Annotated in this window: 13 protein-coding genes; 4 read left to right on the top strand and 9 right to left on the bottom strand. The window is 65.0% G+C overall.

Going from position 1 to position 13,869, the window contains the following annotated elements; translation table 11 throughout:
• From kynU to CLU85_RS17530, 4 genes are all read right to left on the bottom strand, one after another.
• Window positions 1-1,311, bottom strand: coding sequence for a kynureninase (gene kynU / locus CLU85_RS17545; RefSeq protein ID WP_100411388.1), 1,311 nt, complete (start codon window positions 1,309-1,311; stop codon window positions 1-3).
• Window positions 1,312-1,399: 88 nt separating this feature from the next.
• Window positions 1,400-2,050: an arylformamidase gene (gene kynB / locus CLU85_RS17540; RefSeq protein WP_100411387.1), complete on the bottom strand. Its 651-nt coding sequence runs from the start codon at window positions 2,048-2,050 to the stop codon at window positions 1,400-1,402.
• Between the two features lie 340 nt (window positions 2,051-2,390).
• A complete protein-coding gene (locus CLU85_RS17535) occupies window positions 2,391-3,809 on the bottom strand; it encodes a HAMP domain-containing sensor histidine kinase (RefSeq protein ID WP_232727859.1) in 1,419 nt (472 codons plus the stop codon).
• 8 nt (window positions 3,810-3,817) lie between these two features.
• A complete protein-coding gene (locus CLU85_RS17530; protein WP_100411385.1) occupies window positions 3,818-4,483 on the bottom strand; it encodes a response regulator transcription factor in 666 nt (221 codons plus the stop codon).
• Between the two features lie 123 nt (window positions 4,484-4,606).
• On the opposite strand from CLU85_RS17530, the gene CLU85_RS17525 reads away from it, so the two are divergent.
• From CLU85_RS17525 to CLU85_RS17515, 3 genes are all read left to right on the top strand, one after another.
• Window positions 4,607-6,592, top strand: coding sequence for a S9 family peptidase (locus CLU85_RS17525; RefSeq protein WP_100411384.1), 1,986 nt, complete (start codon window positions 4,607-4,609; stop codon window positions 6,590-6,592).
• Between the two features lie 178 nt (window positions 6,593-6,770).
• The gene (locus CLU85_RS17520; RefSeq protein ID WP_369858249.1) at window positions 6,771-7,091 is read left to right on the top strand and encodes a ferrous iron transport protein A; all 321 of its coding nucleotides are present in this window, start codon (window positions 6,771-6,773) and stop codon (window positions 7,089-7,091) included.
• Complete coding sequence (locus CLU85_RS17515; RefSeq protein WP_100411383.1) at window positions 7,088-9,013, top strand: ferrous iron transporter B; 1,926 nt, start codon at window positions 7,088-7,090, stop codon at window positions 9,011-9,013. The genes CLU85_RS17520 and CLU85_RS17515 overlap by 4 nt, the downstream gene beginning before the upstream one ends.
• A 324-nt stretch (window positions 9,014-9,337) precedes the next feature.
• Here CLU85_RS17515 and CLU85_RS17505 read toward each other — a convergent pair whose 3' ends face one another.
• The 3 genes from CLU85_RS17505 to CLU85_RS17495 are packed head-to-tail and all read right to left on the bottom strand — an operon-like array spanning window position 9,338 to window position 12,169.
• Entirely contained in the window at window positions 9,338-10,018 is a 681-nt protein-coding gene (locus tag CLU85_RS17505; protein ID WP_100411381.1) for a hypothetical protein, read from the bottom strand.
• 16 nt (window positions 10,019-10,034) lie between these two features.
• The gene (gene argF, locus CLU85_RS17500) at window positions 10,035-10,961 is read right to left on the bottom strand and encodes an ornithine carbamoyltransferase (protein ID WP_100412619.1); all 927 of its coding nucleotides are present in this window, start codon (window positions 10,959-10,961) and stop codon (window positions 10,035-10,037) included.
• A gap of 11 nt (window positions 10,962-10,972) precedes the next feature.
• Window positions 10,973-12,169, bottom strand: a complete 1,197-nt coding sequence (locus tag CLU85_RS17495; RefSeq protein WP_100411380.1) for an aspartate aminotransferase family protein — start codon at window positions 12,167-12,169, stop codon at window positions 10,973-10,975.
• A 266-nt stretch (window positions 12,170-12,435) separates the two neighbouring features.
• Here CLU85_RS17495 and CLU85_RS17490 point away from each other — a divergent pair, with 266 nt between their 5' ends.
• Window positions 12,436-12,762, top strand: a complete 327-nt coding sequence (locus CLU85_RS17490; RefSeq protein WP_100411379.1) for a DUF3579 domain-containing protein — start codon at window positions 12,436-12,438, stop codon at window positions 12,760-12,762.
• Window positions 12,763-12,835: 73 nt separating this feature from the next.
• On the opposite strand, the gene CLU85_RS17485 is transcribed toward CLU85_RS17490, so the two are convergent.
• Together CLU85_RS17485 and rpsT are read right to left on the bottom strand one after the other, a co-directional pair.
• On the bottom strand, window positions 12,836-13,372 hold the full coding sequence (locus CLU85_RS17485) for a hypothetical protein (protein ID WP_100412618.1): 537 nt from the start codon (window positions 13,370-13,372) through the stop codon (window positions 12,836-12,838).
• Window positions 13,373-13,555: 183 nt separating this feature from the next.
• On the bottom strand, window positions 13,556-13,858 hold the full coding sequence (gene rpsT, locus CLU85_RS17480) for a 30S ribosomal protein S20 (protein WP_100411378.1): 303 nt from the start codon (window positions 13,856-13,858) through the stop codon (window positions 13,556-13,558).
• Between the last annotated feature and the right edge of the window lie 11 nt (window positions 13,859-13,869).

Here is a 13,869-nt window from a genome sequence, read left to right as displayed (position 1 = left end):
TCAGGTCACCGCGTGGGTCTGGTTGAACTCGGGCTTTTGCCAATCGCCGCTTTCCAGCACCTGGCGCAGATGCTCCACCGCGTTCCATACGTCTTCAAAGCCGATGTACAGCGGCGTGAAACCAAAGCGCAGGATGTCTTTGTGCGGGCCTTTGCCGCCATCGCCCTTGCGGAAGTCGCCGATCACGCCCCGCGCGATCAGCGCCTGCACGATGGCGTAGGCGCCGCTGCCCTGGCCGTTGACGCCCGCGCCTTCGTCGCGCGTCAAGCAGACTTGCGAGCCACGTTGCACATGGTCACGCGGTGTGGCCAGGCCCAGGCCGTAGCCTGCGCAGCGCTCTTCCACGAGCTTGATGAACAGGTCGGTGAGCGCCAGCGACTTGGTGCGCAGCGCGGCCATGCCGCCCTGTGCTTCGGCAGCCGTGAACACATCCAGCCCGCACTGCAATGCCGACAGGCTGATGATGGGCTGGGTGCCACACAGGTAGCGCGTGATGCCCGGTGCGGGTTTGTAGTCGGGTGTAAACGCGAAGGGTGCAGCGTGGCCCCACCAGCCCGACAGCGGTTGCCAGAAGCGGTCGGCGTGGCGCGGGTGCACCCACACAAAGGCTGGGGCACCGGGGCCGCCGTTCAAGTACTTGTAGCCGCAGCCGATGGAGAAGTCGGCGCCTGCGCCATTCAAGTCCACGGGCACTGCGCCTGCGCTGTGCGCCAGGTCCCACACGCACAAAATGCCCTGGGCGTGCGCGGCGGCGGTGATGGCGGCCATGTCGTGCATGGCGCCGGTGCGGTAGTTCACGTGCGTCAGCATCAGCACCGCAACGTCGCTGGTCAGCGCGGCGGCGATCTCTTCGGGCTCCACCAGTACCAGCTCCAGGCCGCGCTCTTTGCACAGGCCTTCGGCGATGTAGAGGTCGGTGGGGAAGTTGCTGCGCTCGCTCACCACGCGCTGGCGCGCAGGGCTGTCTTCACGCGCAATGTTCAGCGCCGCGCTCAGCACCTTGTAGAGATTGATGGAGGTGCTGTCGGTGCACACCACTTCGTCTTTACCAGCCCCAATCAGCGGGGCCAGCTGGTTGCCCAGGCGCTGGGGTAGGTCAAACCAGCTGGCTTTGTTCCACGACTGGATGAGGTCGGTGCCCCACTCGCGGGCCACCACATCGGCCACACGCGCCGCAGCTGCCTTGGGCAGCACGCCGAGCGAATTGCCGTCGAGGTAAATCACGCCGGCAGGCAGGCTGAAGTGGTCGCGCAGCGGTGCGAGTGGGTCTTGCGCGTCGAGGGCGCGGCAGTCTTGGTGAGTGATGGTCATGGTGGTTGCGGTCAATTACTATTGTTTTGATAGCTGGTGGCACATATTGAATAAGCGCGAGAGGCCCAAAAGGCTTGAAATTAGTGGGTCACAACGCGCGCAGGATGGCGCGCACGGGCGATGCATCGGCCGTGGTCAGCCTGAGCGGCAGGGCGATCAGCTCGTAGTCGCCCTCGGGCACGTTGTCGAGCACCAGGTTCTCCAGCACGCGCAGGCCCCGGCGGCGGATGACCTGGTGGCTGTCGAGCGTTTTGCTGTCGGCCGGGTCGATGCTGGCGGTGTCGATGCCCACCAGCAACACGCCCCGGTCCGCCAGGCGCTCGATGGTGTCGGGGGCGTAGGCGGTGAGCTGGCCGTCCCAGTGCTCGGGGGCCTTGGCGTACGTGCGGACCAGCACTCGCTGTGGCAGGGTGTCATCGACAGCGTGGGCGATGTGATCCCAAGTGACGAGCGGGCCGCAGCCGATGGCGTGGATCACGCGGCAGGGCCCCAGAAAGGCGTCGAGCGACACGTCGCCAATGGTGGCGCCATCTGCGTCGTAGTGCAGCGGCGCATCGGCGTGTGCGCCCACATGCGGCGACAGCGTGATGGCGCTCACGTTGACCGGGCAACCCGGCCCGATGGTGGCGCACCACTGCTGGCTGTAGGCCGTGTCACCCGGGAACACGGGGCTGCCCGCGTGCACCGGGGGCGAGATATCCCACAGCGGGCGGGCGTTGGAAGAGTGGCTTGCTGGCATGGGACAAAGTTTGCATGTCCCAGAAAACCCGTGGTGTCGGTTATTTCCAACAGCTTGCGGGTTTTTTGTTGAGGCCTAAACGATCTGCCATGGCGGTTCACCCATCAGAAACAAGCGCTTCAGAAAGCGGCGGCAGGGTGGTGGGCGCCACGCTGGCAGGCTGCGGGCGGCTCTGTTGCCGATCGTGCCTGTGAGCGCCGCGCGCAGGCACTTGGCCGGTGCCACGCACGCCGCGCGCATGGTGGAAAGGCGGCATCAAAAATTACAAGCCAAATAGGCCTCTAGCGCTTATTGAATAAGCACAGGCAGCTATCAAAAAAATAGTTTCTCTAGTGCAGCTTCAGGCACTGTGACGGGGGGGAATGCTGACAAAAAATCCCACGCCCTGGCCGTTCAATCCATCGCCCACCTGCACTTGTCCGCCCATGCGCCGCACCGCCTGCTGCACGATGGCCAGGCCCAGGCCCGAGCCGTTGGCGGCATGGCCAAGGCCCCGGTAGAAGCGCTCAAACACCCGGCTGCGCTCGGTGGCCGCGATGCCCGGTCCGTCGTCCTGCACCACCAGGTGCAGCAGCGCGCCATCGTGCCGCAGCCCCACCGCCACGTTGCCCCCCGCCGTGGTGTAGCGCACCGCGTTGTCGATGAGGTTGTGCGCGATGGATTCGAGCGCAGGCAGGTCCAGCCGGGCGGGCAGGGTGTCGGGCGCGTCCAGCGACAGCTCGATCTGCTGTGCCATGGCCTGCGGCGCGGCCTGCGCCAACGCGGCGCGCAGCCACTGGGCCACGTCCAGGTCGCGCGGTGCGGGGCGCTGAGCTTCGTCGAGCGCGGCCAGGTCCAGCAGCTGCTGTGCCAGGTGCGAGGTGCGGGCAATGGCCTGCTCCAGGTGCGCCTGCGCCTGTGTGCGCTCGTCTTCGCTTTGCGAGCGGGCCATGACATGGGCCTGCGCGGTAATCACCGCCAGGGGCGTGCGAATTTCGTGCGCGGCGTCCTGCACAAAGGCGCGCTCGCGTTCCACCTTTTGCCGCATACGGGCCAGCAGGGTGTCCAGCGCTTGCTCCAGCGGCTTGAGTTCGCGGTGGCGGGCGTTGAAGCCCACGGGCTGCAGGTCGTCGGTGTTGCGCTGTGCAATGCGGCGGGCGAGTCGCTGCAGGGGCCTGAGGCCAGCGCGTACCGATAGCCACACCGGAAGGAGCACGAAGGGAGCCGCCAGCAGCAGGTAGGGCACCAGATTGCGGCCGCTGCTGTTCAGGAAGTCAGTGTCCGAGCGCTTGATTTGGATGATGCGCAGCGCCCAGCGCCCGTTGCGTCCCGCGTAGACCCGGTAGTGTTCGCCTTGCACGATGGGCTCTGAGATGGAGGATGACTCGCCTTGCTCGGGCGGCGGAATATTGAGCGCTTCGAGGCCAGCAGGCGCATACACCACCAGGCCGGTGGCACTGTCACGCAACTCATGCATTGCCACACCAGGGAGCTGGCCGATCTGACGGCGGCGAACGTTCGTCCAGTGGTTGGTGGACGCCACGGCGGCCGCGGCCTGTGCCGGGTCGTTATACGGTGTCAACGAGTCAAGCAGCGCATCGCCGTACTTCAGCAGCCCTGGGTCTTGGGTAAACGACTGCTTGTAGTTGATGAAGTTGTAGGTCAGTAGTACGGCCCAAACCAGCACAAAAGCGATGCTGACCGACACCACGCTGCGGCGCACCAGGGTGGGCTCTGCCAGCGTTGTCCATAGCCTGCGCAACAGGGGCGAAGTAGTCATGGCGTCGGTCATGACTGCAACAGGTAGCCCACGCCCCGCACGGTGCGAATCAACTCCGCCCCAATCTTGCGCCGCAGGTTTGACACATGCACTTCGATGGCGCCAAAGTCCATGGGTTCTCCCAGTGGGTCGAGCCGCTGCGACAGCACGCTTTTGGACACCACCACGCCCGGCTCGCGCGCCAGCTCCAGCAGCAGCTGAAACTCGCGCGGCGATAGCTCCAGCGGTAAACCACCGCGCTGCGCGGCGTGCCGCCGGGGCTCGATCACCAGATCGCCCAGCGCCCAGCGCTCGCTGGCCTGGCGCGCGCTGCGCCTTAGCACCGCGCGGATGCGTGACATCAGCTCGGCCGTGGCAAAGGGCTTGACCACAAAGTCGTCCGCCCCGCCGTCCAGCCCTGCCAGCCGGTCTTCCACCGCCGAGCGCGCGGTGATCACGATGATGGGCACCTGCCCGCCTTGGCCTGCCTGGTTGCGCCAGCGCGCCAGCAGGTCAAAGCCGCTGCCATCGGGCAGCGTTAGGTCGAGCAGCACGCAGTCCACCGTGGTGGCGTCGACCGTGGCGGGTGCGTCCACCGCGCGGCGCAGCCATTCGCTCGTCAGGCCCTCCACCTTCAGCGCGGACTGCAGCGCGCGGCCCAGGTCCAGGTCGTCTTCGATGAGCAGGATGTGCATGGGGCGATTGTGGCGGGCGCCATGCCTGTTGGGTGATGCATCGGGTGGCGCCTTTGGCTGGCGTTAAGGCGGAGGTTTGCACAATGGCGGTATTCAAACGGTCAACACGTGAGGGAGAAGGCAATGCGTTATTCGACACGGCAAGACACGGTGCGGCGATGGTGGGGCAGTGCGGCGCTGGCAGCGGTGCTGGCGTTGGTGGGCTGTGCGTCCGGCCCCACACACCCGTCGCTGGCAGGGGCGCAACTGCCCGACCTGGTACCGGTGCGCGACTTTGTCGCCAGCCGTCAGTCCACGGGCGGCTACCGCGTGTCGCCGGATGGACAACGCATCGCCTGGTTTGGCACCGACGGCGTGGTGCCCGCGATCTGGGTGCAGTCCATCGATGGGGGCGACGCCAAGGCGTTTCGCATCCGTGCACGCACCATCCGCTTCAGTGCGGACAGCCGTTGGCTGGGCATCACGGCCGACCCGACCGGCGACGAAAACACCCGCATCTATGCGGGGCTGGTCGAAGGCGCAGGCACCGAGCTGCGGGAGCTGATGCCTGCGCCGCGTTCGGTGGCGCATTTTGCGGAGGCGGTGGATGCGTCGTCCGACTTCATCGTCACCTCCAACCAGCGCGACAAGAAAGTGTTCGACCTGTACCGGGTGAACCCCGCTGGCGGCGCGCCGGTGCTCATGGCCACCAACCCCGGCAATGTGAGCTGGTGGGGTGTGGACACTTCGGGGCAATTGCGTGCCCGTGCGCAGATCAAAGGTGAGCAGGTGCTGCTGGAGCGGCCGGGCGCCGATGCGGGCAGCTGGGTCACGGTGGCAGAACGCAGCCGCTGGGACACCCTGAACATCTTTGGCCTGCATGACGAGGGCCGCAAGGCCTGGGCGCTGTCGAACCGGGGGCGCGACAAGCTGTCGCTGGTGCGGCTGGACCTGACCACGGGGGGCGAAGAGGAATGGTTTGCCTCCCCCGACGTGGATCTGGACAACGTGACGCTCAGCCGCCGCACCCGCGAGCCCCTGGTGGCGTACTTCATGCCGGGCTACCCCGCTCGCAAGGTGTTCGACCCGGCGCTGGACGCGCGGCTGTCAGCATTGGCAGGCGACAAGCCCGCAGAGGTGCTGGTGACCAGCGTGGACCAGACCGACAAGGTGCTCACGGTGGCGGTGGCCACTGACCGCGGCACGCGCAGCTACCTGCTGCGCGATGGGCACGAGCCCCGCTTTCTGGGCGAGAACCGCCTGAGCCTGATCGCCAAGGACCTGGCCCCCACCCAGCCCATCACCTACCAGGCCCGCGACGGCCTGCCCATCCATGGCTACCTCACGCTGCCCGTGGGCGCAGCGCCGCAGCGATTGCCCACGGTGCTGTTGGTGCATGGCGGCCCCTGGGCCCGCGACCGCTGGGGCGATGGCGCCACCAGCCGTGCCATGCAGCAGTTTTTGGCCAACCGGGGCTATGCGGTGCTGCAGGTCAACTACCGGGGTTCCAGCGGCTACGGCCGCGCGCACATGGAAAAAGCCCGGGGCGAGTTTGCAGGCCGCATGCACGACGACCTGGTGGACGGCGTGCGCTGGGCGGTGGAGCGCGGCGTAGCCGACCCTGAGCGCGTGGCAATCTATGGTGCCAGCTATGGCGGGTATTCGGCCTTGGTGGGCGCCACCTTCACGCCCGAAGTCTTTGCGTGCGCCGTGGATGTGGTGGGCGTGACAGACATTGCCCGCCTGCTGGAGGCCGCGCCGCCGTACTGGGAGCTAGGCCTTCCCTGGTGGCACCGCTACGTGGGAAACCCCGCCGTGCCCGCCGACCGTGCGCGCATGGATGCCAAGTCGCCCCTGTACCGCGCCGAGCAGGCCCAAAAGCCCATCCTCATCATGCACGGCGTGAACGACCCGCGCGTGAAGCTGGAGCAGTCTGAATGGATGGTGGCGGCATTGCGCAAGGCGGGCAAGCCGGTGGATTACGTCACCTTCACGGGCGATGGCCATGGCAACCAGCGCTGGCCTAACAACCTCACCATGTACCGCAAGACCGAAGACTTCCTGGCGCAATGCCTGGGTGGGCGCAGCAGCGGCTTTGATTACTACCAACTGGGGGCGTGGGCGTTCTGAGCTGTGTTTGAAGGGCGCATCGCGCAATGGTGGTGCAGGCATGTGGCCTGCACAGTGGATCAAGGCGCCGGAGACCGCACCGGCTGCTTTGGATCAACTGCAGTGAAAGTGGATCACCGGTTGCGAGAAGATATTGGTAGAATGAGAATCAATATTATTAACCTCGAAACCAAGCACCATGAAAACCATGGACGATGGCGCTGCCGCGATGCTGCGACCCCGCACTGGGCATTCCTCATCTACCGGGTTGGACGCACTGCCATTGCATGCCCAGGCGCTGGTGACGGGGTTGCTGCCCGCACGCGACGCGCAAGAACACAGTGTTCTTTTGCGCTTGCTGGAAATCGGATTCGTGCCGGGTGAAACTGTGCGTGTGGTGGCGCGGGGCGGATTGGGCGGCGATCCCATTGCTGTGCGCGTGGGGCAGGTCACTTTTGCGCTGCGGCACAAAGAGGCGTCGATGGTGCAGGTAGCGCCAACTGTGCAGGAGGCGCCATGAACACACAGGCGACCGCGTCATTGCCCCAGGGCACTGCGCCGCTGCGCATCGCGCTGCTGGGCAACCCCAATTGTGGCAAGACCGCACTGTTCAATCTGCTCACCGGCGCACGCCAGAAGGTGGCGAACTATGCGGGCGTGACGGTCGAGCGCAAAGAGGGCTTGTTGCAAACCGCCGCAGGCCGCCGCGTGCGGGTGCTGGACCTGCCGGGTGCTTACAGCCTGCATGCGCACAGCCTGGACGAGGCCATCACGCGCGACATCGTGCGCGGCCAACGTGCTGGCGAGCCCTTGCCCGATGTGCTGGTGTGCGTGACCGATGCCACGCATCTGCGCCTGAACCTGCGCCTGGTGCTGGAGGCCCGCGCCCTGGGGCTGCCCATGGTGCTGGTGCTCAACATGATGGATGTGGCCGAGCGCCAGGGCATCGTGATCGACCGTGAGGTGCTGGCGCGTGAGTTGGGCATGCCGGTGCTGGCTACCGTGGGCGTGCGGGGGGATGGAGCCCGTGAGCTGCTTCAGTGGCTGGACACCGCCACGCCCGACACTTTGACGCGCCCATCGGTGTCGCCCAACACGGCGTCCAGGCTGGATGCCGGTGATCTGGAGGCCCAGGCCGATGTCATTCGCACCCATCAGCAGGTGCGGCACATCATGGATCTGGCCGTGCGCGTGCCCGTGGTCAGCCTGCGCACCGACGACCGCATCGACGCGGTGGTGCTGCACCCGGTGTGGGGCCTGCTGATACTGGCCGCCACGCTGTTCCTGATGTTCCAGGCGGTGTTCAGCTGGGCCGAGCTGCCCAAGTCGTGGATTGAAGAGGGCATGAGCTGGCTGGCGGCTCTGATCAACACCCACATGGCCGACGGCCCCCTGCGCAGCCTGTTGACAGACGGAGTGCTGGCAGGCGCGGGCGGGGTGCTGGTGTTTTTGCCGCAGATTCTGTTTTTGTTTTTGTTCATCCTGGCGCTGGAGGACTCCGGCTACCTGCCGCGTGCAGCGTTTTTGCTGGACCGGGTGATGGGCACGGTGGGCCTGTCGGGCCGGTCGTTCATCCCGCTGTTGTCGAGCTTTGCCTGCGCCGTGCCGGGCGTGATGGCCACACGCTCCATCACCCATTGGCGCGACCGGCTGGTGACCATCATGATCGCCCCGCTCATGACCTGCTCGGCGCGGCTGCCGGTGTACGCGCTGCTGATTGCGGCGTTCATTCCGGAGCGCGCGGTGGCGGGTGTTTTCAACCTGCAGGGGGTGGTGTTGTTTGCGCTGTATGTGGCGGGCATTGCCAGCGCCATGGCGGTGGCGGCGGTCGCCAAGCTGGCCCGCAGCGATACGCGGGCCACGCCGCTTTTGATGGAGCTGCCCGCCTACCGCTGGCCCAGCGTGCGGGGCCTGGCCTATGGGCTGTACGAGCGGGCGGTGATCTTCATCAAGCGGGTGGGTGGCATCATCCTGGCTGTCACGGTGTTGCTGTGGTTTTTGTCCACCTACCCCGGCGCGCCAGAGGGCGCCACGCAGCCCGCCATCACGTACAGCCTGGCCGGCCAGCTGGGCCGCCTGCTCGAGGTCCTCGTCGCGCCGATTGGCTTTAACTGGCAGATTGCCATTGCCTTGGTGCCCGGCATGGCGGCCCGCGAGGTGGCGGTGAGCGCGCTGGGCACGGTGTACGCACTGTCTGCCACGGGCGACGAGGTGGCGAACCAGTTGGGAACGCTGATTGCGGGCTCTTGGTCTCTGGCCACGGCCTTGTCGCTGATGGCCTGGTACGTGTTTGCGCCCCAGTGCATCTCTACCATTGCCGCCGTGCGGCGGGAGACCAACGGCTGGCGCTACCCGCTGCTGATGGTGGGTTATCTGTTTGCCATGGCGTATGCCGCCAGCTTTGTGACCTACCGCGTGGCGCTGGCGCTGGGCGGTGGTTGAGGGGAAAGGTTCTCATGGCCCAGCAACTCATCGTCGGTCTGATCGTCCTTGCCGCTGCGCTCTATGTGCTCTGGCGTTATCTGCCCGGGCGCTGGCGCCAAGGGTTGAGCAGGGTCCACCCCGGGCTGGCCCAGTCGCCCGGCTGTGGTGGGGGGGATGGCGGGTGCAGCAGCTGCGGCAGTTGCGCGACGCCAATAGCTGCGGGCGATGAAAGGCCCGTGGCCATGCCCGTCCGTCGCGGGCCTGCCCCTTAAAATGCTATCGTTTGTATAGCTGTTTGCGCTTCATTCACTAGCGCCACAGGCCGTTTTGGCTATTTTTTGGCTACTGGTAGGGCTTGCCCTGGCCCAGCGCGCTCAAAGCGTGTTGCAGATTGGTGCGCGCCTGGGCCTCGTAACGCTGCGCAAAGTACGACGTGCCATAGATGTGGGGGCGGTCCAGAAACCCTTGCAGTACCGCGCTGCGCCCCGCCACATAGCGCGGCCAGCGCACAAAGAAGTATTCGCGCCGCACGTTGCGCTCAAACTGCCGGTACACCGCGTCGCTCTGGCCCAGGATGGCGAGGTCGATGTCCACCACCCACTGCGCATCGCCCGTGAGCGGGCCTGGGGCGTGGCGGGTGTCCATCACATGCTGGCGCACGGTTTCGGCCAGCGCGGTGGGCAGCCCTTGGCCTAGCAGGAACTCGCACGCCCAGTCGGCGCTGCGGGTCTCGTTGTGTGCGCTCCAGGGCCAGTAGATGGCGTCGTGGTACCACAGGGCCAGGGCCACCGCGTGCGGGTTTTGGATTGCGTCAGGCTGTAGCTCGTGCACCGCCTGCAGGTGCCGCAGGCAGGCCCGCAGGTGGGTGGTGTCGTGGTAGGCACGCGGCCAGCGGGCCCAGCTTTGCAGCAGGCGCCGACCTTCGGCACGCCAGGCGGGGGTGCTCTGGCCCCATGCCTGTCCCAGGGACTGCCATTGCGCGAGCAACTCGGTGGTGTAGGCAGGCTGGCGGCGCCAGGGCATGGGGCGGATCAGGCCGTCAGGCCAGCTTGCCGAGCAGCAGGTACTCCATGAGTGCCTTCTGTGCGTGCATCCTGTTTTCAGCCTCGTCCCACACCACGGACTGCGGCCCGTCGATCACATCGGCCTCGACCTCTTCACCCCGGTGGGCAGGCAGGCAGTGCATGAACAGGGCGTCAGGCTGGGCGGCCGCCATCATTTCGGCATCCACGCACCAGTCGGCAAACGCCTTTTTGCGCTCTTCGTTCTCGGCCTCGTAGCCCATGCTGGTCCACACGTCGGTGGTGACCAGGTCGGCGCCTTTGCAGGCTTCCAGCGGGTTGCTAAAAAATTGATAGCTATCAGCGCTTATTCCACCGGCGCCTGCGGCCAATTTTTCATTAACTTCGTAGCCACGGGGTGTGCTCACGTGCACCTTGAAGCCCAGCAGCGATGCCGCCTGCAGCCAGGTGTTGGCCATGTTGTTGCCGTCGCCCACCCACGCTACCGTTTTGCCCTGGATGGAGCCCCGGTGTTCGATGAAGGTGAAGATGTCTGCCAGGATCTGGCAGGGGTGGTATTCGTTGGTCAGGCCGTTGATGACCGGTACGCGCGAGTTGGCGGCAAAACGCTCGATCTTGGCCTGCTCGTAGGTGCGGATCATCACCAGGTCCACCATGCGGCTGATGACCTTGGCGCTGTCTTCGATGGGCTCTGCACGGCCCAGCTGGCTGTCGCCCGTGGTCAGGTGCACCACGCTGCCGCCCAATTGGTACATGCCCGCCTCAAAGCTCACACGCGTGCGTGTGCTGGCCTTCTCGAAAATCATGGCGAGCGTACGGTCCACCAAGGGGTGGTGCTTTTCGTAGGCCTTGAACTTCTTCTTGATGACGGCGGCGCGCTCGAACAGATAGGCGTATTCGTCGGCGTTGAGGTCGTTGAACTGCAGGTAATGTTTCAGCGTCATGGCGTCGTTCTTCATTCGGCAAGGAGGGTCTTGACCAGGGGGACCAGCTTGGCAACGATCTCGTCGGCCTCGGTGGTCGTGAGGATCAGCGGGGGCACCAGGCGGATCACGGTGTCGGCGGTCACCGACAGCAACAGCCCGGCTTCGGCAGCACGGCCGATCAGGACGCCGCAGGGCTTGGTCAACTCGATACCCAGCATCAGGCCCTGGCCGCGAATTTCCTTCACCTCGGGCAGGTGGCCCAGTTCGCGTTGCAGGGCTGCGCGCAGGTGCTCGCCCACGGTGGCGGCATTTTGCAACAGGCCGTCTTCTTCCATGATGCGGATGGTCTCCACCCCTGCGCGCATGGCCAGCGGGTTGCCGCCAAAGGTGGTGCCATGGTTGCCGGGCTGCAGCACGTTGGCGGCCTTGGGGCCCGCCACCACGGCGCCAATCGGCACGCCCGAGCCCAGGCCCTTGGCCAGGGGCATCACATCGGGCACGATCCCGGCCCACTGGTGGGCAAACCACTTGCCGGTGCGGCCCATGCCGCACTGCACCTCATCGATCATCATGAGCCAGCCACGCTCGTCGCACAGCTTGCGCAGCTGCTGCAGGTATTCGACCTGCATGGAGTTGATGCCGCCTTCGCCCTGGATGGTTTCGAAGAACACAGCGACCACATTGGGGTTGCCCTCGGTGGCTTTCTTGATGGCTTCGATGTCGTTGAGTGGCACGCGCACAAAACCTTCCACCAGCGGGCCAAAGCCGCTGTAGATCTTGGGATTGCCCGTGGCCGACATGGTGGCAATGGAGCGGCCATGGAAGGCTTTCTCATAGACCACGATCTCGGGCTTGGCGATGCCCTTGTCCACACCAAACTTGCGCGCAATCTTGAGCGCCGCTTCGTTGGCTTCCAGGCCCGAGTTGCAGAAGAACACATTGGTCATGCCCGACAGCTCCACCAGCTTGGCGGCGAGTTGCTCCTGCAGGGGCGAGTGGTAGTAGTTGGAGGTGTGGATCAGTTTGGCGATCTGGTCCTGCAGCGCGGGCACCAGCTTGGCGTGGTTGTGGCCCAGCGTGTTCACGGCAATGCCACCCAGGCCGTCCAGGTATTCCTTGCCATTGACATCCCAGACTCGGCTGCCTTGTCCGCGGGCCAGTGCAATGGGCACACGGCCATAGGTGTTCATCACGTGGGGCGAAGCTGCCGGGATGGAAGCGGTCATGCGGAAATCTCCAGACGGTACAGTGAGGGGCAGGCTCGTGGCCAGAAACCCGAAAAAGCGAAGCACGATTCTAGGGCGCGCACGGTGATCGTCTGTTGACGATTGCGCATCACTGCAATGCAGCCTGTTACCTGAGTTCGGATCTCTATGTGCAGCTCAATGCAGGGATTAGAGAGTCAGCTCTTATATAAGAGTTAGAATGTTGCGCTGCGGTGCAGCATGCAGTGATCCTGTGTCTGGCGCGCTCACTACCACTCCAATCCCCGATGGTTTCCCCCTCCTCCAAAGAAGTCTTCATTCAGGGCATCACCCACGACGGGAAAACCTTTCGACCCAGCGACTGGGCCGAGCGGCTGGCCGGGGTGATGAGCAGTTTCCGCCCGGGCGGGGCCCGCCCTGGCAGCCATCTGAGCTATTCGCCGTGGTGTATCCCCACCACCCTCAATGGTGTGAAATGCGTGGTGGTACACCGCGACCTGCAGGGCCACGAGCCCATGGCCTGGGATTTCGTCATCAATTTCGCACGCGACAACAACCTGCAGGTGGCGGAGGCCTGCCTGCTGCCCGACGCGCCGCCGCTGACCCAGCCCTGATCTTGCCCCACCGGGCGCAATCGGTGGTGCAGACGCTGGCGGAGGGGCTGTATTGTGGCGTTTTCGGCGGCCTTCAATAGCGTGCGATGAGAGCCACAATGCCCAGAAAAGCAGCCACCGGCAAATCCACCCCCGGCATTTCGATCAGAAGTTCACGTTTGAGGGTGATGGCCGAAGGTTCGCGGATGCACCCGATGGGCCTGCGGGTGGCGCTGTCGGTGACTGCGTAGCGCTTCTTGGGCCAGCCCCTCGGGGTGCCCAGCTCGACCGAGATGGGCTCTGTCATGACGATCCGAGGCAGCCTTTGCCCGGCGGTCTTGCCCAACACATCCACTTGTGCGTGGATGGCTTCGTCACCCGTTTCCAGCGTGTAGCGGATATCGTTCAGGTAGCCGCGGCTCAGATACAGGTGCCGCACCCTCCAGGCCTGACCGTTCAACGTCATCTGAATATCGCCCTTTGCGGCATCCCGGGTGGCGTGGATGCGCAAACGGGCATTTTTCGCCTGCGAGAACCACGCATGTCGGAACGCTCCCAACACCACGGTGCCGGTGTCATCCAGGAACTCGTAGGTGAAGCCATCGAACACTGATTTCTGGCGCAAGATCATGCAGTTGCCCTGTTTACCCCCCATGCACCGCGCAATGTAGCTTGTCTTGTTGCATGGAGTCTGAAACGAAAAAACCGCCCAAAGGCGGTTTCATTCGTTTTTTTGCTGGCAGCGCACCCGTTACAAACGGCGAACGGCACATGCCGTTCGGGCTGTTTGCCTGCCGGGGCAGGCGGGGATGGTTTAGGCGGCTGCCAGTGCCAGGGCTTTCACCTTGGCAGACAGGCGGCTCTTATCGCGAGCTGCCTTGTTCTTGTGGAAGATGCCCTTGTCGGCCACGGTGTCAACCACGGCTTGCATCTTGGCGAACAGTTCGGTCGCCTTGGTCTTGTCGCCGGACAGAACAGCCTTTTCGACGTTCTTGACAGCGGTACGGTATTTGGAACGCAGCGAGGTGTTCGCAGCGTTGAGCTTGATGTCCTGACGGACGCGCTTGCGGCCCGACGCCAGGCGTGGGTTCTTCTTTTTTGGTTTGGTGGATGCCATGATGTAAATTC

This window comes from Acidovorax sp. 69 (assembly GCF_002797445.1).
GTDB lineage: Bacteria > Pseudomonadota > Gammaproteobacteria > Burkholderiales > Burkholderiaceae_C > Acidovorax.
The sequence above is the reverse complement of the archived record's forward strand: the minus strand, read 5'-3'. Positions and strand labels throughout refer to the sequence as shown.

Coding starts and splice junctions, on each gene's coding strand:
- CLU85_RS17525 (WP_100411384.1), top strand. CDS start 4,607: ATGCGTTATTCGACACGGCAAGACACGGTGCGGCGATGGTGGGGCAGT.
- CLU85_RS17535 (WP_232727859.1), bottom strand. CDS start 3,809: ATGACTACTTCGCCCCTGTTGCGCAGGCTATGGACAACGCTGGCAGAG.
- CLU85_RS17520 (WP_369858249.1), top strand. CDS start 6,771: ATGAAAACCATGGACGATGGCGCTGCCGCGATGCTGCGACCCCGCACT.
- rpsT (WP_100411378.1), bottom strand. CDS start 13,858: ATGGCATCCACCAAACCAAAAAAGAAGAACCCACGCCTGGCGTCGGGC.
- argF (WP_100412619.1), bottom strand. CDS start 10,961: ATGACGCTGAAACATTACCTGCAGTTCAACGACCTCAACGCCGACGAA.
- CLU85_RS17530 (WP_100411385.1), bottom strand. CDS start 4,483: ATGCACATCCTGCTCATCGAAGACGACCTGGACCTGGGCCGCGCGCTG.
- kynU (WP_100411388.1), bottom strand. CDS start 1,311: ATGACCATCACTCACCAAGACTGCCGCGCCCTCGACGCGCAAGACCCA.
- CLU85_RS17485 (WP_100412618.1), bottom strand. CDS start 13,372: ATGATCTTGCGCCAGAAATCAGTGTTCGATGGCTTCACCTACGAGTTC.
- CLU85_RS17505 (WP_100411381.1), bottom strand. CDS start 10,018: ATGCCCTGGCGCCGCCAGCCTGCCTACACCACCGAGTTGCTCGCGCAA.
- kynB (WP_100411387.1), bottom strand. CDS start 2,050: ATGCCAGCAAGCCACTCTTCCAACGCCCGCCCGCTGTGGGATATCTCG.
- CLU85_RS17490 (WP_100411379.1), top strand. CDS start 12,436: ATGGTTTCCCCCTCCTCCAAAGAAGTCTTCATTCAGGGCATCACCCAC.
- CLU85_RS17515 (WP_100411383.1), top strand. CDS start 7,088: ATGAACACACAGGCGACCGCGTCATTGCCCCAGGGCACTGCGCCGCTG.
- CLU85_RS17495 (WP_100411380.1), bottom strand. CDS start 12,169: ATGACCGCTTCCATCCCGGCAGCTTCGCCCCACGTGATGAACACCTAT.